Origin of the sequence: Variovorax sp. RKNM96 (assembly GCF_017161115.1) — a bacterium.
Lineage (GTDB): Bacteria > Pseudomonadota > Gammaproteobacteria > Burkholderiales > Burkholderiaceae_C > Variovorax.
On the sequence record NZ_CP046508.1, the window covers coordinates 4,035,042 to 4,059,213 of the forward strand.

Here is a 24,172-nt window from a genome sequence, read left to right on the forward strand (position 1 = left end):
GTCCTGCACCCATCCCTAAAGCCATCGTCTAGTGACGTGACAGCAGCTTGGCCCTCCGAGGAGGACAACCCTGCCAGCCATCTCAGATCGACACGAACGCGACACATGTCCTCCTCTGGGCACCTCTCCCCTCTCTCGATAGAAAGTCCATTCAAATGGCAAACGCAACCGTCCTCAGCATCGGTCAAGTTAACGGCGCTGGCGCCACTGATGCTCTGTTCCTCAAGGTGTTCTCGGGCGAAGTCCTGACCGCCTTCGAAACCGCTTCGGTCACTGCTGACAAGCATTTCGTCCGCACGATCCAATCCGGCAAGAGCGCATCCTTCCCGGCAACGTGGAAGGTCACGGGTGGTTACCACACCCCTGGCGCTGAAATCGTTGGCCAGACCTCCAACGTGAACGAACGCGTCATCACCATCGATGACCTGCTCGTCGCTTCGGCCTTCATCCCGAACATCGATGAAGCCAAGAACCACTTCGACTACCGTTCGATCTACTCGAATGAAGTTGGTGTCTTCCTCGGCAGCAACTGGGACAAGAACGTCCTGCAACTGATGGCCCTCGCTGCCCGTGCTTCGGCAACGGTGACGGGTGCATTCGGCGGCACGTCGCTGACCTCGGCCACCACGCTCTACAAGACGAGCGCCACGGACATCGTTGCAGGCCTGTATGCCGCTGCACAGACCCTGGACGAGAAGGACATCCCCCAAGGCCAGAAGCGCTATGCGTTCATGAAGCCGGCTCAGTACTACCTGCTGGCTCAGGTGAATGACCTGGTAGACAAGGACCTGAATGCCAACAACGGCGACAAGTCCCAAGCCAAGGTCCTGGCTGTCGCCGGCCTGCAGCTCGTCAAGAGCAACAACCTCCCGGTTGCCAACATCGTCGCAGGCCCCACGGCCTACCAGGGTGACTTCACGAAGACTTCGGTTCTCGTGGCAACCGATGCGGCCGTTGGCACCGTGAAGCTCATGGACCTCTCGACCGAGATGGCCTATGACATCCGCCGTCAGGGCACCCTGATTGTCGGCAAGTACGCCCTCGGCTCCGGCATCCTCCGCCCTGAAGCGGCTGTCGAGCTGAAGACCACGACCTAAATCGGTCCCCTAAATAGCCTCACCTCTCACCTTTCACTTGGTGCTTGGTGGGGCTATTTTTTTCTCCTCTATCTCAATGACCACCACCGCCCTCCTCTCTGAGCTGGAAGCGCTCAACATCATGCTCCAGGCCGCAGACGAGGCCCCGGTGCAGACAGCGCAACAAGCCGGCCACCTCCCGCTCTCGATTGCTAAGGGCATCCTCAATGATGTCTCACGCACCGTGCAGTCCAAGGGATACGCCTTCAATATGGAGTATGACTTCCCTCTCTTCCGGGATGTCAACGGCCGCATCACGCTCTCGGCGAACTGCCTGAACGTGGACGTGAACGATGAGTTCACCTCCGTGGCCCCCATCACCCGCGGCCTGCAGCTTTACGACCGCAAGAACCATACAGACATCTTCAGCATTGACCTGAAGGCCACTGTGACCTTCTTGCTCGGCTGGGACTCCCTGCCCCAAGCTGCCCGCAACTACATTGCCATCCGCGCTGCACGGTCCTTCGCTGTCCGCATGCAGACCGGAGACCTCACCGTCAGGGCCACCCAAGCCGAAGAAGACTCAGCCCTCATGGCCCTCGATGCACTCGAAGCGGACCAGGCTGATGCCAACTTCCTCACCGATTCCTGGTCCTGTAGCCAGGTCCTCTACGGACGCGAAACATGAGCCTCATCTCCCGAGCAATCCCCGGCCTGTTCGGGGGAGTCAGTCAGCAGATTCCTGCGATGCGGCATCCTACGCATTGCGACTTTCAAGAGAACGCTCTGTCCACTCTGGTAGATGGTCTCTATAAGCGGCCCGGCACCCGAAGCATTGCCAACAACCTTGGCGTGGAATGGGCCACCGGCTCCGGCTCCTCAGGCAACTGTGTAGTCCATGTCATTGACCGGCCCGGAACCAATCCCCACGGAGTCATCCTGACTGGTGATGAGACAACCCCACTAGTCATCACGGACATGGTTACCGGCGCCTCTGAGACCGTGACCTTCCCAGAAGGCGGCAAGAGCTACCTGGCCTCCAGTGACCCCGAGAACAGCTTCCGCTGCGTTACGGTGGCCGACTCGACCTTCTTGGTGAACACTGGTGTCACCGTCACTGCCCTGGGTGGTGATGGCCTTACTTGGCCTGAGACGGTCAACTTCGTCTACGTCAAGAGTGCCCCCGCATCGCAGCTCTATGCTGTGGTCCTCACGGGCTTCGGGACCGCTTCCATGGCCACTGGTGCTGCCTTCAGCAACATCACATCGCTGACCGCCTCCATCATTGACCAGCTCAATCTCATCTCTGGCGTGACCGCAGCGCAGAGCTACACCACAGGCCTCATCGAGATTCACACTACCGGCCCCTCCGTGTGCTACGTGGCTGACTCGTTCAACAACACCACGATGGTCTCGCTGCGTACGGGAGTGGACAAGTACACCGACCTTCCAACTTCGCATCCCGAAGGCTACCGGGTGCGTGTGGCCGGCGACATCAAGAATGAGCCCTATCTGGTGGAGTTCAAGACCGCTGACGACCGTTGGGTGGAGACACGGGACTATGGCATCAGCCGCGGCTTCAACCCCGCCACGATGCCTATGAAGCTCGTGCCTGTGGGTGGTGGCTGGGAATGCCGTCCCATCGCTTACGACGAACGCTTGGTAGGGACGGACAAGTCCAACCCACAGCCCTCCTTCGTTGGCAAGACGATTCGTGACCTGTTCTTCTATCGCAACCGACTGTGGTTCCTTGCTGGTGACTCGTGCGCTAGCTCGCGCGCTGGCACCTACTACAACTTCTTCGCTGCCTCCACGGTCAACGTACTGGACACAGATCCCATCGACATCGGCTCGGCTGTGGCCTCGGTCCACACCTTGGACCACGCCGTCCCCTTCAATGAGGACATGACCATCTGGGCCTCCACGAAGCAGCAGTTCACCCTCAAGGGCGGAGACACCCTTACGCCCTCCACGGCCCGCCTGGTCCCTTCAACGTCCTTCGAGACTGATGGAACCGTGAGCCCGAAGACGATGGGAAACAAGATCGTCTATCCGTTCCGTGCGAAGGGCAGTAGCCAGTTCGGTCTCTATCGCGCCGCGCGTGACCTGGTATCGAATACGGTTGAGTCCATCACGGACCATGTGCCCACCTACATGCCGGAGCGTGTCCAGGCCATCGAGGCTTCGGACTCCTTCAAGGCTGTGCTGGTCAAGCACATCCGGGGTAGCTCCTCGCTCCACGTCTTCAAGTACGAGGATGACGGCGAGAAGATGACTCAACGGGCCTGGCAGTCCTTCAAGTTCGATAGCACCATGCAGCCCGTGAAGTGTCACTGGAGTGGGTCCCGGCTCTATATGTTCATGAACCGTATCGGCTTCACGTCCACCAAAGACCGCCTCACGCTGGCTTACATCGAGCTGGACCCCACCATCTTCGATGACCAGGCATCCCATCCGATCCTGCTTGACGGCCGCCAGTATGCGATGACCGCCTCGGCCTCTGGAGGCAATACCACGCTGACCTTTGACGGCCGTCATGACATATCGAAACTGGTGATCTTCGGCTCGCTTGGCGGCTATACCACGCAGTACACAGTCATCAGCTCATCCCTTTCGTCCACTCAGACCTCGCTGTCAATCAAGGGTCTTGTTCCTGTAGGAACGATTGTATCGATGGGCTACCGCTACACGATGGCCTATCGCTTCACCGAAGTCCTCCTCAAGGACAAGGATGGCGTGCCCATCATGTCAGCCAAGCTCAAGCTGCTGAAGATTCTCCTGAACTACAAAAACACCAGCACCTTCAAGGCTACGGTGGAGATTGCGAAGTCAGGGACTTACAGCTACGAGTTCAACAGTGAAGGCGTGGGCACCATAGGGCAGCTTCTCGGCACCACTACGAACCTCGTGTCCGGCGCGTTCAGCATTCCGGTGCAGGCGCCCGCTCAGGATGCAGTCATCACCATCACCTCGGACTCGTGGCGTCCCGTCTGCTTCCCTTATGCGGAGTGGAAGGGCAACGTGAACATGAGCGCCAAGCGATGATCGAACTTGTACCGGCCAGCTCCGGCCACGTCATGGACCTGGAGCTACGGCGTCAGGATCTGCAGGAGGTCACCGCCTGGGCGCCAGGTCGTGACCCTAAGGACACCATCTGGCAGTCTCTATGCCGCTCAACCGAAGCATGGGCAGCCATCGAGGATGGGAAGTGCATCGGCATCGGCGGCTTCTCGGAGTCGAAGGGTGCCGTGCATCCCTGGCTCATGCTATCCGACCGGGCCGCTTCACAACCCAAGGCAGTCCTCAGGACAGCTCGGTGGTTCATCAAGCGGCTTCAGGCGGCCTCAAAGGGCCGTGTGGTATGCAACTACATGGACGCCACCAACGAGGGCGCCAAGAGGCTCCTAGGGGCCTTGGGCTTCACCTTCCTTCCAGCTCCCGGCAACGGGCGCTTCCACTTCTTCTTTCTCCCTCCAACACCATCATGTGCGTAGACCCAACCGGCATTAGTTACGTCGCCCTCGCGGGCTTAGCCCTCAGCGCCGTGAGCGCCGCGGTCACCGTCAAGACCACGGAGGACAACGCGGATGCCCAGGCCAAGGCCATCAAGCAGGCCAACGACCTCAAGCAGAACGATCTGGACCGCCAGCAGCAGCAGCTCACCGAGCAACGAGCTGCTGAGGCCAATGCCCTGGCCATGAGGCAGCGGGAGGACATGGCAGCCTTCGATGTCATCGCAGGAGAGAACGGCGGAGGCATAACCTCACAGCGTGGTCTTGCATCCCTCGGCATCCAGCAGGGACAGGACACGGCCACCCTCAAGGACAACGGCCTTAAGCAATCCGCAGAGATTGGCTATGCCAAGGCTGCTGCGTCAACCGGCGCCGCTTCCAAGCTCTCCACCATTCAACAACCTTCCTATGCGCAAGCCGGTCTCTCCATTGCTTCGGCAGGAGTCAGCTATGGCACTGCGCAAAGCAAGTACGACCGCAAAGCCGATACGGCAAGGACCTAACAGACCATGGCAGATTCCCTCCCGCGCCTCCCGCGCCTCCCGCAGCGCCGCGACCCACTCACTGACAAGGTGGTGGCGCAACAGCAGGACTGGGGGGTCCAGGCTCCTGCACCCAACAGTGAGATGACCGGCCTCGTACGCGGTCTCTCTGAGCTGAACCCGGCTCTTAAGAACTATGAGAATGAAGCCCTGCAGGCGCAGCATGCTGCCCTCGAAAAGCAGAAGGCCGGCATCTCGGCCCTTGCACAGCAGCAGTCGGACGCCATCGACATGCAGGGCAAGCGGTCCATCGAGTTCGCCGGCAACCCCACGCCTGCTCAGGTCCCCCTGGCCCTCAGTCCGTTCTATCGGGATGCCTTCCACAAGGCTCTGGGTGAACGTGAAGGCATCATGTCGAAGGACTCGACCATGAGCGCCTACAACGAAGCGAAGGACAAGCCAGGCTTCAATGTGGATGCCTTCCTCGGTGAGTCCCGTGCGAATGCCTTGAAGGGCCTTGAAGGCGTCCCGGTGCTGGCCGCTCAGGTTGGCAACCAGGTCAACACGGCCGAGGTCCAGATTCGCCAGGATGCACAGCGTGCTGCCCTGCTGAAGCACACCGAGACCCGCAACGCCACGGTGGCACAGAGCTTCGCTGATGCACTGCGGCCGGACCTCCCCGCCTCGGCCATGTTCGACGCCTACACGACCAAGCTACTGCCTCAAGCAGAAGCCCTTGGTATGTCGAAGAAGGAGGGCGCTCAGTTCCTCCTGAACCAGCTCACGAACGTCTCGGCCAAGATGGGTGGCAACCCTGCCGTCTTTGACATCTTCGACCGCAAGGACGCTGAGGGCCTGTCCCTCGCTTCTCGCAACCCAGAGCTGGCCAACAACATCATCGCGGCGCGCAATCATGCGCAGTCGCAATCGGATGGCAAGCTCAAGGAAGACAGCCAGCAGCGCAACTTCGTCACCATGACGCAGCTTGAGCAGCAGATGAAAGCCGACCCTGCCAGCATCACGCTGGACGTGGTTCGCGCCAACATGGGCAAGACCTCCCCCTTCGCGACCCATGACGAGGCCTTCGGGTTCTGGATGAAGGCGCAGAAGATGCTGGAAGACAAGCAGGGCACCTCCGCCTTGCAGGCCAACTACGACAGCAAGACGATGTACCTCCTGGACCCCAAGGACCAGAAGAAGGTCATGGATGCCAACCTCGGCCCCTACGCCAAGCAGATGGCCGATGCGGCCACCAAGGGTGACGTGGCCACGGTCACGGGACTGGCAGAGAACATCATGCGGGCTCAGTCCGCTGTGGGCGCCAAGGAGCCCCTGACGGCCGTGGAGCAGTTCATCTCCACCACGGTCACCTCGATGCCCGGCAAGGCCCCTTCACCAGCCTTCAAGGCCGCTGCAGCCATCTATCGCGCCTACTCGTCTGACCCTGCATTCCGCGAGGTCTACTTCAAGGGTGACGTGGCTGAGGTGATGAAGGCCTTCGTGGCCGGCGCTGGCTCCGGTGATGAGCAGGCAGCCTATGAAGGCGCCTATCGTGCTGTGTCTCCTGAGGGCAAGGCGGCCGCTGCAAAGATTGCTGAGTCCCCTGAGTTCAAGGCCAAGGCCGAAAAGCTCTACAAGGACGTGCAGGGGTCTAGCTGGTGGCCTCAGTGGTTGGGCGGCAACGGCCGGCCCGGCAATGCCACTGGTGTCTCCATCACCGCTGCAGGGGCCGTGAAGGACTACTATGCGAAGAACCCCAACGCCAGCGACAAGGACCTTCAATCCTATGCAGCGGACTGGGTGGCGAAGAACTACGTGAATGACACGTCCACCTCGGTGGCTGTGCGCATCCCTCCGGAGTTCGCCGGCCAGCTAACACAGGAAGCCCTCTCGGCTTTCTCGAAGAAGGCGGGCGATGAGTTCCGAGCCAGGATGTCTGAGGCAGACCGAGCTGACTGGAAGGTCAACTTCCTCCCCACGGGTGATGCCGGCCGCTTCGAGGTCGTCATGCAGAACGGTTCGGCCATCAAGCACATTGGAGCCAAGTCCCTGCAAGACATGCGCACGGAGTTCCGCTCTGAAAAGAGCACGAGCCCGGAGGAGCGTGTGAGCCTCAAGTCCATCACGGACCAGCTCAAGAGCGGCAACGTTGACCCGGCAATGCTGGAAGCCAACGCGCCCCTCCTGGCCAAGGCAAAGCGGCTCGGCATCATCACGTCCCCTGAGATGGCCAAACTGGACAAGCTCCGCGGCGACACGATGCTGGAGCGCATCCGCACCATCCCCCTGATGAACCTCGGCCCTGCCGACAACTCAGGTCTTCAGTTCATTCCACAACGAGGAGCCAAGGTGGACAACAAGCTCACAGCTCAGACCGCATCCGGCTTCATGACTCAAGCGGTCATGTCTCCTGGTGGCATGGCGCAGTCCCTAGCGGGCTCGCTAATCACCATGTCCGAAGGAACAGTCCTCCAGGCGTACCCCGATCCTGCGAAGGATGCTGGAAACAACATTGGCATGGGCTACAACCTGAAGGCCAACGTCAACAACGCCACAGCTGACCTCGTGCGTGCAGGCGTCCCTGCCGAACGTGTAGAGGACGTGAAGAACGGCAAGGCCCAGCTCACGCAGGACCAGGCCCGACGCCTCCTGCTGGTGGCCATGCCGCGGTATGAGGACACCGCTCGACGCAGCGCCGAAGCTACCCAGCCCGGCCTTTGGGACCGCATGCAGCCGCATCAGAAGGCCGTGATGACGGACATCGCTTACTCGGTTGGTTCCACGGACCAGTTCAAGAAAGCATGGGCCGCGATGGCCTCGGGTGATGCAGCAGCCTTCAAGGATGCTGTGATGACCACCTACGTCAACAAGGACGGTGTGCGTGTGAACGACACCCGCCGCTTCAACCTGCGGGCAGCAATGCTCTCTGGCACTCCGAACTGGAATGCAACAGTCGCCAAGTATGGTGGCTTCCCCAGCAACGAGCTGGACTCCATGGCTCTCAACAAACCTCAGTAAACATCAGAATGACAGACAAGACCAAAGCGGCCCTCGTGGCCAACCTCCCGCCCCTGCCGCCCCTTCCGGACAGCTCGGGCCAGGGACTGGGTGACGGGGTTGCCGGTCTTGTCACTGTCCCTGAAGTGCAGGACACAGCGGAGCAGTCGGCTGCCCGCAAGACCCGTGAAGACGCAACGACCAAGGGCAACTACTTCGGCGCCATGTGGCGGCAGGATGGCCTAGTCGATGGCGTGGTGTCCTCGATTGCTGGGGCGCAGATGATGCCCGACCCTAGCTATTCCCCCTTCGAGGAGAAGGCGTGGAAGGAGCTGTCGGCCGGTGTACAGGATGAGTACCATCCGTACCTGATGCGCGCCCACTCCGCTGGGCATGCGCTGTTCATCAAGGACCTCATCCTCCAGAAGCAGGAAGACCAGCAGAAGCTGGGTGACCTCGGCTGGAAGGGCAACGTGGGCCGCTTCGCAGCAGGCGCCATCATGCCGGACCAGCTCCTCATGGCCATGGCCGGAGGCTGGGTGGCCAAGGGCATCAAGGGAGCCGCCATCGCCGGCCAGGCTGGCAAGGTGCTCGCACCTACGGCCGAACGTGGCGCTGTGGCCGCGGCCTCTGGGGGCATCGCCTTTGGTGCGGCCGAGAACGCCGCTTACGAGAAGCTGCGCCAGTCTGTGAACTTCGAGGACGACTCGACGGGCGTGGCAGCAGCCGCACTCCTCGGGGCCGCCTTCACGTCCCCTTTCGCCATTGCAGGCGCCCGTTCGGAATCTCGAATCAAGGCAGCGGCCTCCAAGGACAACACGGCCCTCAACGCCGTCATCGACACCAACGCAGGCGAGAAGCTGACCCCACAGGCCGAGAAGGCCATGGCGGACACAGCACGGGCCAACGAGCTTATCGGCACCGTTGAGCGCGGGCAGGCCACTCCGGAGTCCATCCGGGCTGAGCTGGACTCGCTGCACGCCATCGAGAAGGACCATCCCGCGGTGGACCTGGACCCGCTGCATGTGGCAGAGGTCGATGCCGCCAAGGCTGCGAAGCGGGCCGAGCCACGGCCAGTTCCCACCGAGGAACCCATCGCCCCTTCCGACCCCATCACGGCCGCTCTCGGCACCAGTGAAGCCCCTGCCACCACAGCAGATGTCGGTGGGCTGAAGGCACTGGTGGATGAGGGCAGCGTCAAGGCTCCTGAAGGCCCCGCCACGCCCCTTCGCCCCACTTCTGAGGCTACCCTACCAGCAAGCGCCTTAGAGGCCTCTACGGCCCCCAAGGAGCGCAAAGGCGAGTACGTCTCCTGGGCGGACAAGCACGGTGACTCCTTCGAGGGCATCGTGCAGGGCCGCAACACGGAAGGCCACCTGGCCGTGAAGACGCGTGAAGGGGCCATGAAGATCGTCAGGGACGACATGCTGGACCTGGAGAGTGGTGCGCCACCTCCCGAGGGCTTCCTCCACAACTCCATCGGAGCAGCGCAGGCATCGGCCATCCAGGCCCCTGCGTCCCACAACACCACGGCCATGAGCAAGGGCCGCCTGGACATCTTCGCCAAGCTCAACCGCTCCGAGTCCAAGTCCGTGAAGGAACTGGTCTATGACCTGGTGAAGGACGCCATCCAAACTGATGACCACCGGGCTCAGGCCATGAGTGCATCGGAATGGAAGTCGCAGCTCAAGCGGCAGATTGGCGGCCTGTTTCACATCGGAGCCAGCCAGGCAGCCGACGAGGCCCGCACGGCCATGAAGATTCCCTTCTGGGCTCGTGGCCAGTTCAATGCCGAGTTCCATAGCCTTGTGTCCCGCCTCACCCGCGGGGATGCCGAGGTCCTGAAGGCGAACCCCATCATCAGCCCGATGCTGCAGAAGGCCTCGGCCGCGCAGAAGAAGGCCTATGCCAAGTTCCTTGAGGAAGCGAAGGCGGCCGGCGTGAAGGGAGCTGAAGACCTCAACCCCAACGACGCCTACGTCAATCGCATCTGGGACCACCGCGGCATTCGTGAGGCCATCCGCACCCACGGCGCTGAAGCTGTGGAACAGATGCTGGCCAACGCCATCAAGGTGGCTGGCCACACCGGGAACATCCTCAAGGCGCGGTCGTTCCTCAACACCGTCCGTAAGCTGGAGTTCGCTCCGGTCATGCAGAACATCAGCCTGTACGCACAGGACATGGCAACCCTCCGCAAGTCGCTGGAGAGTGCTGGCCTGCATGGTGACGAAATCGACAACCTGGTGGACATCATGTTCGCCGTGAAGGAGTCGGAAGGGTCCGATGCAGGACGAGTAGCTAACCTTAAGTACCGCTTCGACATTGACGAGACCATGGGCGCCGAGCTGAAGACTGGCGTACTGCGCATCTCGGACCTTCTCGAGAACGATGCTCGCGTCCTCATGGACGTGTACGGCAACAGCATGGCTGGGCACATCGGCCTGGCCAAGAAGGGCATCCTGTCCCAAGCGGACTTCTCGGCCCGCCTGAAGGGCATCTCAGATGAAGGCATTGCGAATCCCGCATGGGACACCAAGGGCCTTGGGAGCGACGTGAATCTCCTCACGGACCTCTACAACAACATCACTGGTAAGCCGATGTCCACGCAGGACTTCAGCACCACCAACCGGATTGCAACCACCGTGCGTGGTTACACCCGTGCCGTGATGCTGGGCCAGCTTGGTATCGCTGCAGCCTTCGAGATGAAGCAGGCAGTGGCCACCCTGGGCTTCAAGACCTTCCTGAAGCAGATGCCGGCATTCAGCGGCATGTTCACGGCCATGCGAAACGGGTACATCCCGGACAGCACCCTGGCCCGCGACATCGAGCATATCGCTGGCTTCGGGACTGAGATGGCTTCCCAGTACGCCCGTGCAGCAGAGGTCGATGACGGGATGTTTGGACAGCTCCTCAACAAGGTGGAGCATGGGTCCAACATGTCGTCCCACGCAGTGGACATCCTCTCAGGCAATGCATCCTTCACGTCGCTCACGAAGCAGCTCACAGGGATGATGGCCTCGCAGCGCATGGTGGACTTTGCCACCGGCGCTAAGGAGCTGACCCCCGACATGCGCCGCCGCTTCGTCGGCTGGGGCGTGGATGACGAGCGCATCGATGGAATGCTGCGCGCCCTCAAGGACCACCAGAAGTCCAGCAAGAGCGGCAAGCTCGAATCGATCCGCTATGAGGATTGGCAGTCCGGCGCAACGCACGCGACTGGCACCTATGAGGACTACCTGACCGCGCTCAACCGCATGACCCGTGACGCCATCCAGGACCACGACATCGGCGAGACGATGCCCTTCATGCACTCCACGCTGGGCAAGGTGTTCTCTGAGCTGAAGACCTTCTTCCTGGTTGCACACGCCAAGAACTTCCTGAAGAACCTGCACTACCGTGATGCCACCGCCTTCCAGGTGTGGACCATCGGCTTCATCGGTGAGTCCCTTGCGTACATGACGCAGCAGGCAGCCAACAACGGGCATGACCCAGACAAGCTACTAGCCAACCTCTCTCCCGAGAAGATTGCCACGGCCGCCATGTTCCGCTCGCCGGCCCTAGGCGCCCTGCCTATGTTCATCGACACGGGCTATGGCGTGGTCACTGGAGGTGAGTCTCTTGTCCAACCGGGCATGACGGCCAACACCGACAACCGATCGTTCCTCAATACGCCCTCGCTCATCGTGGCGAAGCGGCTACTGAACGCCCCCATGACTGGGGCCGGAATGCTCGGTGCAGGTGTCACCACAAAGGCTGAAGGCCGAGACCTGGCGGGCTCCCTTCCTGGCTCAAACCTGTATGGCATCAAGGCCCTGGCGAACTACCTCATCAGTTCGCTCCCCGCTACCGATCCGGCCCATCCAGGCCAGCGGTAACCCCGCCTCCATCACTGCTTAGGCGGAGGTGGGGGCCACCCCCTCTCCTACACCTCCCCTTAAGCACCCTCATGGCATCTAGCTACAACCAAGTAGTGGGCACTGGCGCCCTTCAGACTCTTGCCGTTCCCCCGTACCTCGATGTAGCTCACATCAAGGTCTCCATCGATAAGGTGGACACGCTGTCCTTCGCGTGGGTGAACCCTTCCACCATCAGCTTCACGGCCCCTATCGGCTCCCAGGTCCGCGTCTACCGCAATACGTCATCCGCAGCTCGGCTGGTGGACTACGTTACAGGCCTTGGCCTCACAGAGAACACGCTGGACATCGACTCCATTCAAGCCTTCTTCTTGGCACAGGAGGCTGCGGACGGTTCCATTGAGGCCCTTAAGCTGGACACCCGTGGCCGCTATGGCGCTGCTGGCGCAAAGATTACCGGCGTAGCGACTGCCACCGAGCCTACCGACGCGGTAAACCTAGCCCAGATGACAGAGGTTATGGGCAGCAACTTGCAGGCGATGGCGTCTGCGGCCCAGGCTGCCCTGAGCGTCCTGCAAGCCCAAGCGTTTAGCGTCACATCCGACGACCATGCAAAGGAGTCGGCTGCCTTCAGCGTCTTGGCGAATAAGTACGCGAACGACACATTGACTCTGAAAAACTCCTTCGTTGGAGTGTTTGGTGGGCTGGGCTACTCGCCTCCGGTGGCGTACACAGGTGGTCTCAATCTAACCCTGGCCACTCAGACTGTCAGCTATGGAGGCAACACATACGCTCCGGTATTCAGCGCCCTCCCTTTCATCACCAGTGGGACCTTTGAGGTTGCCAAGTTTCGACTGCTTCAAGGTGTGAGTGGCGCTGACCTCTCCGCTGCCAACGGCGTTCCGCTTCTTGCCTACACGGCGTTTGATGCCCAGCGAATTCTGGATAACTCATATCCGCTCACGAACTACGCGGACATGCTGGCCTACAACGGCCGAGCAATTGGCATCCGAATCACGGGCGTCTATGTCACCTCGGTCCCTGATGGAACCGTGGGGACTTTTCAGTACAACCCTACCGCCCCTAACACCACGAACGGTGGCACCCGGTTCGCCCATGCCTCTGGTGTCGGAGCATGGGAACGCCAGTTCTCTGGGCCGATGCATTCAGCTTGGTTCAAGACTGTCTCTGGTGGGATTGTGGACACCACCGTGGCCATGCAGGCCTTTCTGGATGCCGCAGCCGGTGGCGCAGGCGTCATTGCTCCAGGGACCTACCGCTGCACTGCCAGTCTCCTGGTCCGTGGGGACCTCTCCGGGCCTGGAGCAACCCTGTCCTTTGTTGGAACGTCTATGGGCGGCGCCGTCAATGCCTGCGTCTATCAAACGGCGCAAGGAAGCATCACCGGCCTGACCATTGATGCCGCTGGTGTCGTGCAGTGCCGTGCTGGCATCTGGGTCAATGCTGACTTCCTGCAGACCCGACAGTGTCGATATGACGTGACCATCAAGAACATCACGAACACCGACACGACCCAGCCCGCTTATGGGTTCATCGTCGTTCGGTTCTCCGACTCCCTTATCAAGTCGGCTGACTTCGACATCAAGGCCAACGTGGAGAACGTCCAGGCCGCGGCCAACGGGACCATTGGTGACTCTGGTGGCGCTGCTCGTGGTATCGGCGTCTCCTTCAATTCGGCCGGCTGTACTCCTCAGATTCGCATCCATGACTCCTATGTCAATGGAGTGAAGAGTGGGACCCTTCCCTTCGGAGAAGACGGGGATGGCATCGGCTTGGTGCAGGTTGACCACGCAGCGGTCGGAGCTGGAGGCATCTACCGAATCGAGAACTGCACGGTTAAAGATTCGATGAAGCGGAGCTACAAGATTCAAGCGCCGAGCGTGGTGGTGGATAGCTGCGTGTCCCATGGACAGTGCTATGAGAGCTACACAACCTTCTCGCCGTCCACCCGGTTCACGAACTGCAAGGCCTTCAATTCTGGGGCCACCTGTGTTTCTGTGAATGGCTCTAACTGCGTAATCTCCGGTTTCTACGGAGACAGCACGGACTTCGCGCCGCTTCGCATCTACACCGTAGCCGATAACACGCAGGTCTCGGACAGCACCTTCATTCACAACGCAGCGGTGCCAGTCTCCCAGACGGCCCGTGCCTGTATGTTCGCTGAGAACACCGTTTCCATCACCAACACGGTGTTCAAGAACTCTTTCGGCCAAGGTGCCGGGGTTCGATGCCTGGGGACCACCAACCTAAAGATGGTGAACTGTGACCTGAGCGGTCTGGACTATGGAGTCTCGTTCGACAGCTCAGCTACTGGCGTTGTATTGATTGATAACTGTGCCATCACTGCAGCTCTGGACGGCCTCGTCCGGGCAGGCAACTCGGCGCTGATTGTCAACATCCGAAACTCAAGGATCGTTGCCGGCGCCCGTGGCCTGAATCTTTATGCTTCCGCTGGTGCGTCGGCCGCTGTGCTTCGGATGAGTAACTGCACTATCACGGCCGGTCTGGATGGAGTGACCTGTGCTGAGTACTCGGTAATCACTGGATGCCGAATTGATTCCACCACGTTCGCCACCACTGGTGTGGCATCGGTAAGCCAGGGCATCGCAATCCTCAACTACACAGAGGCCAGCGGCAACACGGTGAGTCTCTTCAAATACAACTACGTCTACACCAACACGGTCAAGACTGTGGTGGTGAACAACGTCTCTGTGACTCCGGTTACTACGGACTATTTGAAGACTGGGTACACCGTCTTTTCTGAGCTGAACAACGTCAGCCGATAAGGCCATCCTGCTCCACTTTTCACCCGCTTCGGCGGGTTTCTTTTTGCACAACGACCATGCCTCATGCCAACCCCAAAGAAGCCTCTACGACCTCCTGACCACTTGAAGATTCTTGGAAGGGACTTCACGGTCCTGCCTGGCTCTGCCGAGAAGCTGGAGGAAGTCTACGGCTGAGCCGTCTACGGCTTCTGCGATGTAGCCACCATGGCCATTGCTTACCGGGACTGCATGGACGCCTTCGATACCAAGGACACCATCGTCCACGAGGTCTTCCATGCCATCCGACACACGCAAGGCCGAGAGAACGGCGGAGCTGTGGAGGAGGACTACGTGCGCTCCTTGGCCACAGGCCTCATTGGCGTTATTCAGGACAACCCTGCTTTCGCCAAGTGGCTCCTCACACCTATCAAACCACCATGACCCCTACCGACCACTCCGAATGGTTCGTTGCCGCATTGGCCGCCATCGGCGCATCCATTGGCATCGGCAAGCTCCTCAACTCAACCGACAAGTTGACCATCCGCGTCTTCTTCGGCCGCGCCATCGTCAACGCCGGAATCGGCGCTGCAGCAGGTGCTGTGATGCTCTGGGCACCTTCGGCCCCTGCATGGGTCCTGTACTCCTGCGCGGCTGGCCTGGCATCGCTAGGGTCTTCGACTCTTGAATACATCCTGAAGAAGCGCCTCGGCGGCAACGGCCCTGAGCCGGAGGCCACTGCAGTCTGGACCCCGGACAGCAAGGCCGCAGTAGACGCTCCCATCCCTTCCACCACCAAGGCACCTAAGCAATGAACGCTCCCAAGAAGGGCATGGCCAGCATCGAGCTGCTCCACGAGCTGCACGACCTAACGGTCCGAAAGCTCATCAAGCGTATCCAGGCTGACGACTGCACTGCAGCGGAGCTGACCGCGGCCTTGAAGGCTCTTAAGGACAACGGCGTGGAGCAGGCAGCAGTGCCCGGCTCCCCCATCGCTGACCTTGCAGCCAGCCTCCCGTTCGCGGGTGGCGACAGTGACTCCGCCTATCGGCAGTAGTGCCTCCCCAGTCCCTCACTCCGGTTGCCATCGCGGCAGCCGAGGCGGTTGACCCGGTAAAGCAGGACTTCCGTAACTTTCTATTCAAGCTCTGGAAGCATCTAGGCCTTAACGAGCCCACAGGCATCCAGTACGACATCGCACTGTTCCTGCAGCATGGCCCCAAGCGCCGCATCGTGCAGGCCTTCCGTGGCATTGGTAAGAGCTGGATCACCGCGGCCTTCGTGCTGTGGCGCCTCTATCGCAATCCCAACGAACGCATCCTCGTGGTCTCGGCTAACGAGGACCGGGCGATGCAGTTCACCATCTTCTGCCGAAGGCTCATCAGTGAAGCCCCCTTCCTCGCCCACCTCGCCCCCCGCAGCAACAGCCGGAAGTCGAAAAGCCGTGATAGCGGCCTGTCTTTTGACGTTGCAGGAAGCCGGCCTCACCAATCCCCGAGCCTCCGCGCTGCAGGCATTACCGGACAGATCACCGGAGGGCGCGCCTCCCTCATCGTCCCTGATGACGTAGAGGTCCCCAAGAACAGCCTCACGCAGACCATGCGGGACCGGCTGGCCGAGTCGGTCAAGGAGTTCGACGCCATCTTGATGTCGGGTGATGACTTGGCACTACTGGGCCTGCCGCCTGGTGAGGTCGTCTTCCTCGGCACCCCGCAGACCGAATCGACCCTCTATCGGACCTTGGAGCCGCGCGGCTATCGCACCCGCATCTGGCCAGCTCGTTATCCCAACGAGAAGACCTTGAAGATGTATGACGGCCGCCTAGCCCCCATGCTGCAGGAGATGCTTACTGGGGACCCCACGCTGGCCACCCAGTGTGGTGGACGTGGGGCGAGTACGGAGCCTCGAAGGTTCCCTGACCTGGACCTTCTGGAGCGTGAAGCATCGTATGGCCGTAATGGCTTCGCGATGCAGTACATGCTGAACCCGTCGCTGTCGGATCAAGACCGATACCCACTCAAGCTGGCTGACCTGATGGTCATGGACCTGGACAAGAAGGATGCACCCCTCAAGGTCATCTGGGGCAGCAGCAACGACCTTCGGGTCCCTGACCTCCGTGTCGTGGGCCTGCAGGGTGATGCGCTGTACCGCCCCATCTTCGTGGCCAAGGAGAACTACGTTCCCTACCAGGCCATCGTCATGGCCATCGACCCCAGTGGCCGCGGCAAGGACGAGCTGGGCTATGCCATCGTGGCCTTCCTGAATGGCTACCTGTACCTTCTACGGTGCAGGGGGCTACAGGGCGGCTACGGTGAGACCAACCTCCAGAAGCTAGCAGACGAGTGCAAGTCCTTTGGGGTCCAGCAGGTGGTCGTGGAGTCCAACTTCGGTGACGGCATGTTCAACATGCTGTTCTCCCCGTACCTGCAGCGCACCCATCCCTGTGCCTTGGAGGAGGTCCGATCCAGCACCCAGAAGGAGCTGCGCATCTGTGACACCCTGGAGCCGGTCATGAACCAGCACAGGCTTATCGTGGACCGGAAGGTGGTTGAGGAGGACTTCGAGAACTACAACGACTATCCGGACGAGACCGAAGCGCGCTACCAGCTCTTCTACCAGATGACCCGCATCACGCGGGACAAAGGCAGCCTGGGCAAGTCTCCTGACCGCCTGGACGCCCTGGCCATGGCTGTGGCCTACCACACGGAGGCGATGGACCGGGACACCATGCGAATCCTCGAAGACAACCGCAACATGGAGGTGGACAAGGAACTTACGAAGTTCGTGGAATATGTCACAGGCTCAGCAGCCTACGAACACTCCATGATTGATGAGATGCTCTCCGGAGTGGACATAGACTGACTAGGAGGGGCTACAAGGCCCTTAAAGACCTACAGGCACCCAGTGCCCCATGTTGGCCTTTGAGGCTATCTACGGGCCTCCTAGAGGCTCTGCGTCCACCTCCTGAAAGCCTCACCTCTGAGATTGCCCCATCTTTACAGTAGGATTCTTCCTACGGTAACCAGTTATGTCACATACTAGTCATGTCAGTAAGAAGTGGTAACCAGCCAGTCTCCGAAGGACCACCTCCCTGACTCCGCCCTCCCAGCTATCAAGACCCGTGAGACATATCCCCGATGCGTACCTTCGTCTTTGCCCTCATGACTTCGGCCGGCCCGACACCGCACAAGGTGACGGAGCCTTACTGGCAAACGTACTACCCCGAGCTGGAACCGATACTGGCCACCGGGGAATGGGTGGACCTTCCGACCCCTGAGGACCTCATGCGGTCCCTTGGGTTCCATCAAGACCAGACGGCTGTGGCTCCCCGCTCCGTTGCTGAACAGGCCTCAAAGCGGCTGTTCCAACACGGGCGCATCACAGCACCAGACTTGGGAGGAGGCCTTGTAGCCGGCCTATTCGGTGAGCTAAACCCCCATCCACGCCTCGACAGAGGTGGGGTGAACCCTTCCTGAAGGGGGGACCTTTAAGCTACCTATAGGGTACCTTTGGGTATCTAATGGGGCGGTAGGCTTTCCCTGGGCAATGGTCCAAGGAGAGCAAGAAATATAGTCCTCCAGGAGGAGGGCCATCACTCATGAAGACTGTAAGGGGCTGCAGCCCTGCTTGGGTTGTCCTCTGGCACATAGTCTTCAGCAGTGATGGTGGCAACTTCCAGTCCCTTCACGGGGCATGAGGTGGCCATGAAGGTTCATGAGGCGGTCCCTTGGGACAGAGGTCCTTGGGAATATTAGTCAAGAATTTACGCAGGGGTATCTGATAAGCCCGGCGCCCTGGAATCCCCCCATGGCCCCCTCCCGCGCCTGCACGCGCATATGGCACCCAAGGCCGCTGCAGGCCAGGTGTGGCACCAGTAGGCACCATTAGGTGGCACCAAGGGGCGTGAGGCACAGCTAAGTGGTTGATTCATAAGGCATACGGTACGCATTGCTAATCCGTAGAGCTAGCTAGTGAAGGTAGAGCACCTGCTTTTTTCGAGTTCTACCCGGGTAATACTCTGATAGGCTGAGGCTATGCTGACTGCTTGAGTTGATAGTGTTTGCCTATGCTCCTGAACGCACCTGTTTTTTTCCTCGTTGCACACTTACACCACGGCCCCCCAATGACCACCAGAGGCCCCTAATGACCCCTAGAAGCCCCTTAAAGCTCCGCCTAGCCACTACCCTACTGGCTGCCCTGTTGGTGGCCTTCCTGGGGCTGCTAGCCTATTCAGACCTCGTGCACACCCGTTATGTCCGTGATAGGGCAACAGGGGCTATCCCATTCGAGACGCCTGGTCCTTGGGTGCCTAACTGGTTCCACCGTGGGGAGTAGGCGATGCCACATGAACCAAGCATCACGAAGCGTATGGCTGCCGCCAAGGCCGTGAGACGCCGCGAGGAGGCCCTGGCAGGCTGGCCATTCAGGGCTTGGCATGTGGGTGCGGTGGTCGTGCTGCTGTTCCTTGGGGCCTTGGTGCTGCGCTGACCTGAGCCTGTGGGCTTGACATGTACCCTCACATGTGAGACTATCTGCTGTCGGTTGCATTTCGCAGCCCCTCCATCAGGACCACATCATGCCCCGTCTCTACCATGTCATCGTCATCAATGACCGCACAGGCCAGCGCACTCGGATGACCCTGGAGCCAGTGACGCACTCGGAAGGATGCACCATCCTGTCTAAGCTGTCGCTCTACACGTGGCGCACCAGGCGGCTTGAACAGGTCTAAGCCAACCCCTCACATCTGAGTCTTCCCCATCACTTTACGACCACCAAGGACACCCAATGACCACTTCACGCCGCCTCACGCCCCACAGCGAGCACCTGGCCAATCTCTCACTCGTCCCACTCATTGACGCGCGCCTCCTGCCCACCAAAGGCGAACTAGCCCGCCGCATGGCCGCTAGCTACCGCAAGGAAGGCTCCATGTCCCTGAAGCACCGTATCGGCACCCTCATTGGCCGTTGGTTCGTCTAGAACCCTCACATCTGAGACTAGCTCACCATGCCACTCCTCTACGCCGCCAAGGCTCAGCTTCTCGGGACCTATCGCGGTCGTACGGCAGCCGAGTGGCTTGTGCTCTACGAGTACTCCAGGCCCTAAACCCCCTTCCTCGATACATCCCACCATGAACACGTTCCTTCAAGGCCTCCTCATGGCCACCATCTTGACCATTCCGCTCTTGATGCACCCCTTCTTCCGCATCTTCTAGCCAGGGGCCAGCATCATGACCCCTTCCGACACCATAGGCCACCTCAGAACCATCATCGAGGGCCAGCAAGCTGTCATCTCAGACCTCCACGAAGAGCGAGACACCCTCAAGGCTGCCATGAAGGTCTGTGACGAGGTCAGGGACCGCTGGAGGGCAAGAGCCCTGCTGGCTGAAGCTGACCTCAAGGCCATCTACTACGCAATACAGGCCATTCAAGCGCGCCGTAAGGCCGCTCCGAACCCTACTGATGAATGACAGCCTCAGCATCTGCCTATGTCATGTAGGCAGCTTCGGACGTTGTTTCCAGCCTTCATAACCATATGTGCATAAGAGGCCAAGCCATGATTACTGAGAAGCTTTCTCACATGCGTGATACACTCTCATTCATGAGCACTTCTCACACACCATCTGGCACAGTCTCCGGCAATCGTCTCATGGAGGCTGACAAGTCAATGCGGCTGATGCAGGCCCTTGCAGTGGAGGCGGGAGACCCGCTTATGCCCCTGCAGCAGCTTGCTCTACTGGTCATCCTGTACACGCAGGGTGAGATGTCTCAAGCTTCACTGGATGGTCAGACGAACGTGACCGGCAAGGCTACCAACTCCCGCAACCTCATCAAGCTTGGCACAGGCAATCGCCAGTATGGCCCTGGCCTGGAGCTGGTCGAGCAAGTAGAAGACCTTCTCGATAAGAGAGCCAAGCGCATCCGCCTGACGCCCAAGGGTCGTGCAGTCATGGAGAGGGCCTTGGCTAAGGCTCTTCCGAACGACACAGCTTCCTTTCCTCCCGCCCCTTCACCCACCTAAAGACCCCATCATGAACATCCGTTACTTCGAGAAGCGTGGCACCTGGTGGCTGGACTTCCGGGATGCCTCCGGCGCCCGTAAGCGTGTGCCATCCCACTGCACGACCCAAGCAGCCGCGGAGAAGGCCGCACCAGCCATCATCGCCAAAGCTTTAACTCCTGCCCTCACATCTGAGAATGACTCACAAGTGGCCATCAAGGCCCCTGCACCGGCCAAGTGCGGCATGACGTTCTATCAGGCCTTCGAGAAGGGCATGAAGGAGCGTGAGAAGTGGGTCACCAGCAAGGACCGCAAGGGCATCCGAGGGGGCTTCAAGGCCATGGTGGAGTACTGGGGGGAAGACTCGGATGTCTCCAAGGCAACTCCAGCGGCCGTGATGACCTGGCGCACCTGGTTGCTCAAGCAGCCTGGCAAGACCAAGGACAGCACCACGAGCCATGCAACGGTCAACCACAAGCTCTCGATGCTCTCGGTGCTGTTGGGCATCGCTGGCTGCCCTCCTCACACCGTGAAGCACCTGTCTACTCGCGGTAATGAGCGCATGCGCCGGCTTCGGGACAGCGAGCTGGCCTCCCTGAGGCAGTGGCTGCTGACCTGCGACCGTGCAGGGGCCTTGTCGATGCATTCGCTGGTTACGGTGGCCTTGCACACCGCGGCGCGGCAGGGTGAGCTGCTGAAGCTGCTTTGGGAGGATGTCTACTTCGACCGCGGGGCTGTGCTGTTCAGGGACACCAAGGACCATGGAAGCCGCACCGTGCCCCTTTCGATCCAAGCAGCGGCCATCCTACTGGACCGGAAGAACGGTGCAGCCAAGAGCCTTGCAGGCCCCTTCGCGGACCTCACAAAGAGCCGGGTGGTGGACCTGTGGGCAGAAGGCCGAAAGGCCCTCGGCCTGGCTGATGACGTGGAGTTCGTCTTCCACACCCTGCGGCATGAAGGCCTGAGCCGCATCGCTGACGATGGCCACAACGCCTACGTCATCAAGGACTTCGCCGGCCATGCCAGCGTCATCACGACCCAGCGGTACGTGAAGTCCGGTGCCGCGGCCCTCCAGGCTGCTGCCAACGTCTTCAACAAGGGAACCACATGACCCACGCCATCCGCAACACAGCCACCACGCAGCTTATCGCCACCTACGGCCTCTTAAAGGACCGTGCCGCGGCCGACTGCGCCTACATGAACGAGACGGAATTGAAGTACGGCCGCGCCGCCATCTTCGAGACCACCGAGCACGTCCCTGAAACCGCCCACAGCCACCATGAGAAAGTCATAGATCATGTTTTGTAAAGACTGCGCCCACTTCGAGGCCAATCCCTACGGGGACCTATGCCTTAGGAAGGTGTTATTCACCAAGCCCGAGCCTGTCAATGGGCTCTCCTATCGCAAGGGAACCAGAGAAGCCAGTAGCGAGCGTTCCTCGTGGTGGTCAATGTGCTGTGGACCGAAGGGGCGCCACTTCATCCAAACGGACTCCGGTGCCACTGCTATACCCCCATCCAGTTATCTCACTTCTGATGCGGCTGCAGAGTCTCAAAAGGCAACTGTTAATCCGTAGGTCCCTGGTTCGAGCCCAGGTCGAGGAGCCACTACAAGCCGCAAGGCAACTGGATGCCCCGCTACTCAAAAGGTAGCGGGGCATTTTCATTTGGGAGCGCATTCGGGAGCGTTTTCTTGGGCAGCTAGACTCGCACCTCGTCCACCGAATCGAGGTCTTCAATGAACAACACGAGTCGATACGAATTCAGCCTGCCTTTTTGCAGCGAAGAGCAGCAGCTGCAAGTCCAGAAAGTGCTCACGCTCCCCGGCGCGATATCGACGGCCACGGTCGACCGCAGCACCGGATCGGCCGGTGTGACCGTACAGGCCACCTTCCTTCCGGCCCACTCCCTCGCGCTCATGCAGGCAGAAATCATTGCGCGCATGGCACCCATCGGCCTCCTGCCGGTGCGGACCCCGGGCTGATCGGCAAAGCCGGGTCACGGGAAGAATTTCTTACCTGCAGTTTCCAAAACGGCTATTCCTCGACACTGAAATCTGGTCAGACTCCTGCCAACCAGAAGGAGGGAACGAGGATGACGCGAAGCGAATTCAACACGCTGTCGAGCCGTGCCCGGTTGCGAGAAACCCCTTCTCGCGATGCCGCATACATGGTTCTCGTCGGCGGCGTGCGCCCCGGCGTCGCGGCCCGCGAAGTCGGCACCAGCCCGCAGGCCCTCACCAACACGCTTCGAAAGCTCAGAGATGCCATGAAGGAGCCGCTCGAGCACAACCGCACGCATTCCGTCGTGGACCATCGCATCGCGAGTTGATCGCTCGGTCGGACGGTCGGCGGATTCCAATACAGTCCTCACCATGCATTTCAAGCCGCAAGCTGAACCCGGACTTCCCGACCTCCCCACGCCCCGCTCGCTCATCCCCCATCGGATCGCACTGGCCCTTGTCTCGGGCACGCTGAGCGTTCTGCTCATCGGCTGCGCTTCCAAGCCAGCTCCGGCGCCCGCACCGAAGAAATCCGCGAGCGCCAAGCCCGCTCCTGCTGCCCGCAACGACGCCCGTCCCGCACCGGAGCGCCGCCCGCGAAGCAGCGAGCCGGCATCTGCGGCATCGCCCACACCGTCCGCGCCCGTGGCCAAGGCGGAGCGGAATTTCCTTCGCCCGTCGAACGGCACCGTCATCCAGCGATTCAATGGCCGCAACAGCAAGGGCGTCGATTTCGCAGGCTCGGAAGGCGATCCCGTCATCGCCGCGCGCGACGGCAAGGTCGTGTATTCGGCCGTGGGTCCGCGTGGCTACGGCCAGCTCGTCATGATCAAGCACGACGCGGTCTTCGTGACCGCCTATGCGCACAACAGCAAGCTGCTGGTCAAGGAGGGGCAGTCCGTGAAGCGGGGCCAGGTGATCGCCCACATGGGGCGCACCGAAGCCGATCGCGTCAAGCTGCACTTCGAGTTGCGCAGGAACGGCAACGCGGTCGATCCCGTTCCCTATTTCGCTTCGCCCGACTAGGGCCTGTCGCGCCGACGATCAGTGCTGGACGACGGGGGTGCGGCCCTTCGCGTTGTCGATGGTCGCGCTGACGGAGTTGGTGTTGACGGCCAGGGCCACCAGGATGGAGCCGACGAAGGCCGGATCGGATGCGCCGCTGAAATTCGAGGCGCCGGCGATGGCCAGGGCCTGCGCGACCTGCTGGCGGGTCAGTTCCGCTGCTGCTTCGCCAACGACATTCTTCTTGGTGGTTGCCATCTGAAAACTCCTCGTGATGAAGGCCCGACTGTAACGACCCCGGCGCTCCGCCGAAGGCCATCCCCCTGCCCGTTCCGGGGCGCTTGTTGCCGCCTGCCCACGGGGCGCGCACTGGGTAATAATCTCGCCCGCTTCGCTGCGCGCAGACCATGACTTTCGGCACTGGCATGCCGATTCTTGAGGTCGTATCGTCGCGCGGTCGCTGGC

General features: G+C 60.6%; 21 protein-coding genes. 20 read left to right on the forward strand and 1 reads right to left on the reverse strand.

What is annotated here, in order from left to right:
• Nucleotides 1–155: 155 nt before the first annotated feature.
• From GNX71_RS18610 to GNX71_RS18705, 20 genes are all read left to right on the forward strand, one after another.
• Nucleotides 156–1,097, forward strand: coding sequence for a hypothetical protein (locus GNX71_RS18610; RefSeq protein WP_206173692.1), 942 nt, complete (start codon nucleotides 156–158; stop codon nucleotides 1,095–1,097).
• A gap of 76 nt (nucleotides 1,098–1,173) precedes the next feature.
• Complete coding sequence (locus GNX71_RS18615; protein WP_206173693.1) at nucleotides 1,174–1,764, forward strand: hypothetical protein; 591 nt, start codon at nucleotides 1,174–1,176, stop codon at nucleotides 1,762–1,764.
• Nucleotides 1,761–4,121 (forward strand): hypothetical protein, encoded by a 2,361-nt coding sequence (locus GNX71_RS18620; protein WP_206173694.1) that lies wholly within the window; start codon nucleotides 1,761–1,763, stop codon nucleotides 4,119–4,121. Before GNX71_RS18615 ends, GNX71_RS18620 begins: the two co-directional genes overlap by 4 nt.
• Nucleotides 4,118–4,570: a hypothetical protein gene (locus tag GNX71_RS18625; RefSeq protein WP_206173695.1), complete on the forward strand. Its 453-nt coding sequence runs from the start codon at nucleotides 4,118–4,120 to the stop codon at nucleotides 4,568–4,570. Before GNX71_RS18620 ends, GNX71_RS18625 begins: the two co-directional genes overlap by 4 nt.
• Nucleotides 4,571–4,620: 50 nt before the next feature.
• Nucleotides 4,621–5,091, forward strand: coding sequence for a hypothetical protein (locus GNX71_RS18630; RefSeq protein WP_206173696.1), 471 nt, complete (start codon nucleotides 4,621–4,623; stop codon nucleotides 5,089–5,091).
• A 6-nt stretch (nucleotides 5,092–5,097) separates the two neighbouring features.
• On the forward strand, nucleotides 5,098–8,088 hold the full coding sequence (locus GNX71_RS18635; protein WP_206173697.1) for a hypothetical protein: 2,991 nt from the start codon (nucleotides 5,098–5,100) through the stop codon (nucleotides 8,086–8,088).
• An 8-nt stretch (nucleotides 8,089–8,096) separates the two neighbouring features.
• Entirely contained in the window at nucleotides 8,097–11,942 is a 3,846-nt protein-coding gene (locus tag GNX71_RS18640; protein ID WP_206173698.1) for a hypothetical protein, read from the forward strand.
• Between the two features lie 71 nt (nucleotides 11,943–12,013).
• Nucleotides 12,014–14,728 carry a phage tail fiber protein gene (locus GNX71_RS18645; RefSeq protein WP_206173699.1) on the forward strand — a complete coding sequence of 905 codons (2,715 nt, stop codon included), beginning with the start codon at nucleotides 12,014–12,016 and terminating at the stop codon, nucleotides 14,726–14,728.
• A gap of 204 nt (nucleotides 14,729–14,932) precedes the next feature.
• Entirely contained in the window at nucleotides 14,933–15,148 is a 216-nt protein-coding gene (locus GNX71_RS18650) for a hypothetical protein (RefSeq protein ID WP_206173700.1), read from the forward strand.
• The gene (locus tag GNX71_RS18655; protein WP_206173701.1) at nucleotides 15,145–15,519 is read left to right on the forward strand and encodes a hypothetical protein; all 375 of its coding nucleotides are present in this window, start codon (nucleotides 15,145–15,147) and stop codon (nucleotides 15,517–15,519) included. The genes GNX71_RS18650 and GNX71_RS18655 overlap by 4 nt, the downstream gene beginning before the upstream one ends.
• Complete coding sequence (locus GNX71_RS18660; RefSeq protein ID WP_206173702.1) at nucleotides 15,516–15,761, forward strand: hypothetical protein; 246 nt, start codon at nucleotides 15,516–15,518, stop codon at nucleotides 15,759–15,761. Before GNX71_RS18655 ends, GNX71_RS18660 begins: the two co-directional genes overlap by 4 nt.
• Nucleotides 15,761–17,566, forward strand: a complete 1,806-nt coding sequence (gene terL, locus GNX71_RS18665; protein ID WP_206173703.1) for a phage terminase large subunit — start codon at nucleotides 15,761–15,763, stop codon at nucleotides 17,564–17,566. The genes GNX71_RS18660 and terL overlap by 1 nt, the downstream gene beginning before the upstream one ends.
• A gap of 1,923 nt (nucleotides 17,567–19,489) precedes the next feature.
• The gene (locus GNX71_RS18670) at nucleotides 19,490–19,681 is read left to right on the forward strand and encodes a hypothetical protein (RefSeq protein WP_206173704.1); all 192 of its coding nucleotides are present in this window, start codon (nucleotides 19,490–19,492) and stop codon (nucleotides 19,679–19,681) included.
• 250 nt (nucleotides 19,682–19,931) lie between these two features.
• Entirely contained in the window at nucleotides 19,932–20,171 is a 240-nt protein-coding gene (locus tag GNX71_RS18675) for a hypothetical protein (protein WP_206173705.1), read from the forward strand.
• 86 nt (nucleotides 20,172–20,257) lie between these two features.
• On the forward strand, nucleotides 20,258–20,722 hold the full coding sequence (locus tag GNX71_RS18680; RefSeq protein ID WP_206173706.1) for a MarR family winged helix-turn-helix transcriptional regulator: 465 nt from the start codon (nucleotides 20,258–20,260) through the stop codon (nucleotides 20,720–20,722).
• A 10-nt stretch (nucleotides 20,723–20,732) separates the two neighbouring features.
• Nucleotides 20,733–21,812, forward strand: coding sequence for a site-specific integrase (locus GNX71_RS18685; protein WP_206173707.1), 1,080 nt, complete (start codon nucleotides 20,733–20,735; stop codon nucleotides 21,810–21,812).
• The gene (locus tag GNX71_RS18690) at nucleotides 21,809–22,009 is read left to right on the forward strand and encodes a hypothetical protein (RefSeq protein WP_206173708.1); all 201 of its coding nucleotides are present in this window, start codon (nucleotides 21,809–21,811) and stop codon (nucleotides 22,007–22,009) included. The genes GNX71_RS18685 and GNX71_RS18690 overlap by 4 nt, the downstream gene beginning before the upstream one ends.
• Nucleotides 22,010–22,438: 429 nt before the next feature.
• On the forward strand, nucleotides 22,439–22,684 hold the full coding sequence (locus tag GNX71_RS18695; RefSeq protein ID WP_206173709.1) for a hypothetical protein: 246 nt from the start codon (nucleotides 22,439–22,441) through the stop codon (nucleotides 22,682–22,684).
• A gap of 110 nt (nucleotides 22,685–22,794) precedes the next feature.
• On the forward strand, nucleotides 22,795–23,031 hold the full coding sequence (locus tag GNX71_RS18700; protein WP_206173710.1) for a hypothetical protein: 237 nt from the start codon (nucleotides 22,795–22,797) through the stop codon (nucleotides 23,029–23,031).
• A gap of 43 nt (nucleotides 23,032–23,074) precedes the next feature.
• Nucleotides 23,075–23,728 (forward strand): M23 family metallopeptidase, encoded by a 654-nt coding sequence (locus GNX71_RS18705; protein ID WP_206173711.1) that lies wholly within the window; start codon nucleotides 23,075–23,077, stop codon nucleotides 23,726–23,728.
• Between the two features lie 18 nt (nucleotides 23,729–23,746).
• On the opposite strand, the gene GNX71_RS18710 is transcribed toward GNX71_RS18705, so the two are convergent.
• A complete protein-coding gene (locus GNX71_RS18710) occupies nucleotides 23,747–23,965 on the reverse strand; it encodes a hypothetical protein (RefSeq protein ID WP_206173712.1) in 219 nt (72 codons plus the stop codon).
• Nucleotides 23,966–24,172: the final 207 nt, after the last annotated feature.

Excerpts from the sequence above, each read along its gene's own strand:
- GNX71_RS18670 (WP_206173704.1), top strand. The coding sequence starts at position 19,490 with ATGACCACTTCACGCCGCCTCACGCCCCACAGCGAGCACCTGGCCAAT.
- GNX71_RS18710 (WP_206173712.1), bottom strand. The coding sequence starts at position 23,965 with ATGGCAACCACCAAGAAGAATGTCGTTGGCGAAGCAGCAGCGGAACTG.
- GNX71_RS18615 (WP_206173693.1), top strand. The coding sequence starts at position 1,174 with ATGACCACCACCGCCCTCCTCTCTGAGCTGGAAGCGCTCAACATCATG.
- GNX71_RS18675 (WP_206173705.1), top strand. The coding sequence starts at position 19,932 with ATGACCCCTTCCGACACCATAGGCCACCTCAGAACCATCATCGAGGGC.
- GNX71_RS18655 (WP_206173701.1), top strand. The coding sequence starts at position 15,145 with ATGACCCCTACCGACCACTCCGAATGGTTCGTTGCCGCATTGGCCGCC.
- GNX71_RS18660 (WP_206173702.1), top strand. The coding sequence starts at position 15,516 with ATGAACGCTCCCAAGAAGGGCATGGCCAGCATCGAGCTGCTCCACGAG.
- GNX71_RS18685 (WP_206173707.1), top strand. The coding sequence starts at position 20,733 with ATGAACATCCGTTACTTCGAGAAGCGTGGCACCTGGTGGCTGGACTTC.
- GNX71_RS18610 (WP_206173692.1), top strand. The coding sequence starts at position 156 with ATGGCAAACGCAACCGTCCTCAGCATCGGTCAAGTTAACGGCGCTGGC.
- GNX71_RS18650 (WP_206173700.1), top strand. The coding sequence starts at position 14,933 with ATGGCCATTGCTTACCGGGACTGCATGGACGCCTTCGATACCAAGGAC.
- GNX71_RS18700 (WP_206173710.1), top strand. The coding sequence starts at position 22,795 with ATGACGCGAAGCGAATTCAACACGCTGTCGAGCCGTGCCCGGTTGCGA.
- GNX71_RS18620 (WP_206173694.1), top strand. The coding sequence starts at position 1,761 with ATGAGCCTCATCTCCCGAGCAATCCCCGGCCTGTTCGGGGGAGTCAGT.
- GNX71_RS18690 (WP_206173708.1), top strand. The coding sequence starts at position 21,809 with ATGACCCACGCCATCCGCAACACAGCCACCACGCAGCTTATCGCCACC.
- GNX71_RS18640 (WP_206173698.1), top strand. The coding sequence starts at position 8,097 with ATGACAGACAAGACCAAAGCGGCCCTCGTGGCCAACCTCCCGCCCCTG.
- GNX71_RS18680 (WP_206173706.1), top strand. The coding sequence starts at position 20,258 with ATGATTACTGAGAAGCTTTCTCACATGCGTGATACACTCTCATTCATG.
- GNX71_RS18705 (WP_206173711.1), top strand. The coding sequence starts at position 23,075 with ATGCATTTCAAGCCGCAAGCTGAACCCGGACTTCCCGACCTCCCCACG.
- GNX71_RS18635 (WP_206173697.1), top strand. The coding sequence starts at position 5,098 with ATGGCAGATTCCCTCCCGCGCCTCCCGCGCCTCCCGCAGCGCCGCGAC.
- GNX71_RS18645 (WP_206173699.1), top strand. The coding sequence starts at position 12,014 with ATGGCATCTAGCTACAACCAAGTAGTGGGCACTGGCGCCCTTCAGACT.
- GNX71_RS18625 (WP_206173695.1), top strand. The coding sequence starts at position 4,118 with ATGATCGAACTTGTACCGGCCAGCTCCGGCCACGTCATGGACCTGGAG.
- GNX71_RS18695 (WP_206173709.1), top strand. The coding sequence starts at position 22,439 with ATGAACAACACGAGTCGATACGAATTCAGCCTGCCTTTTTGCAGCGAA.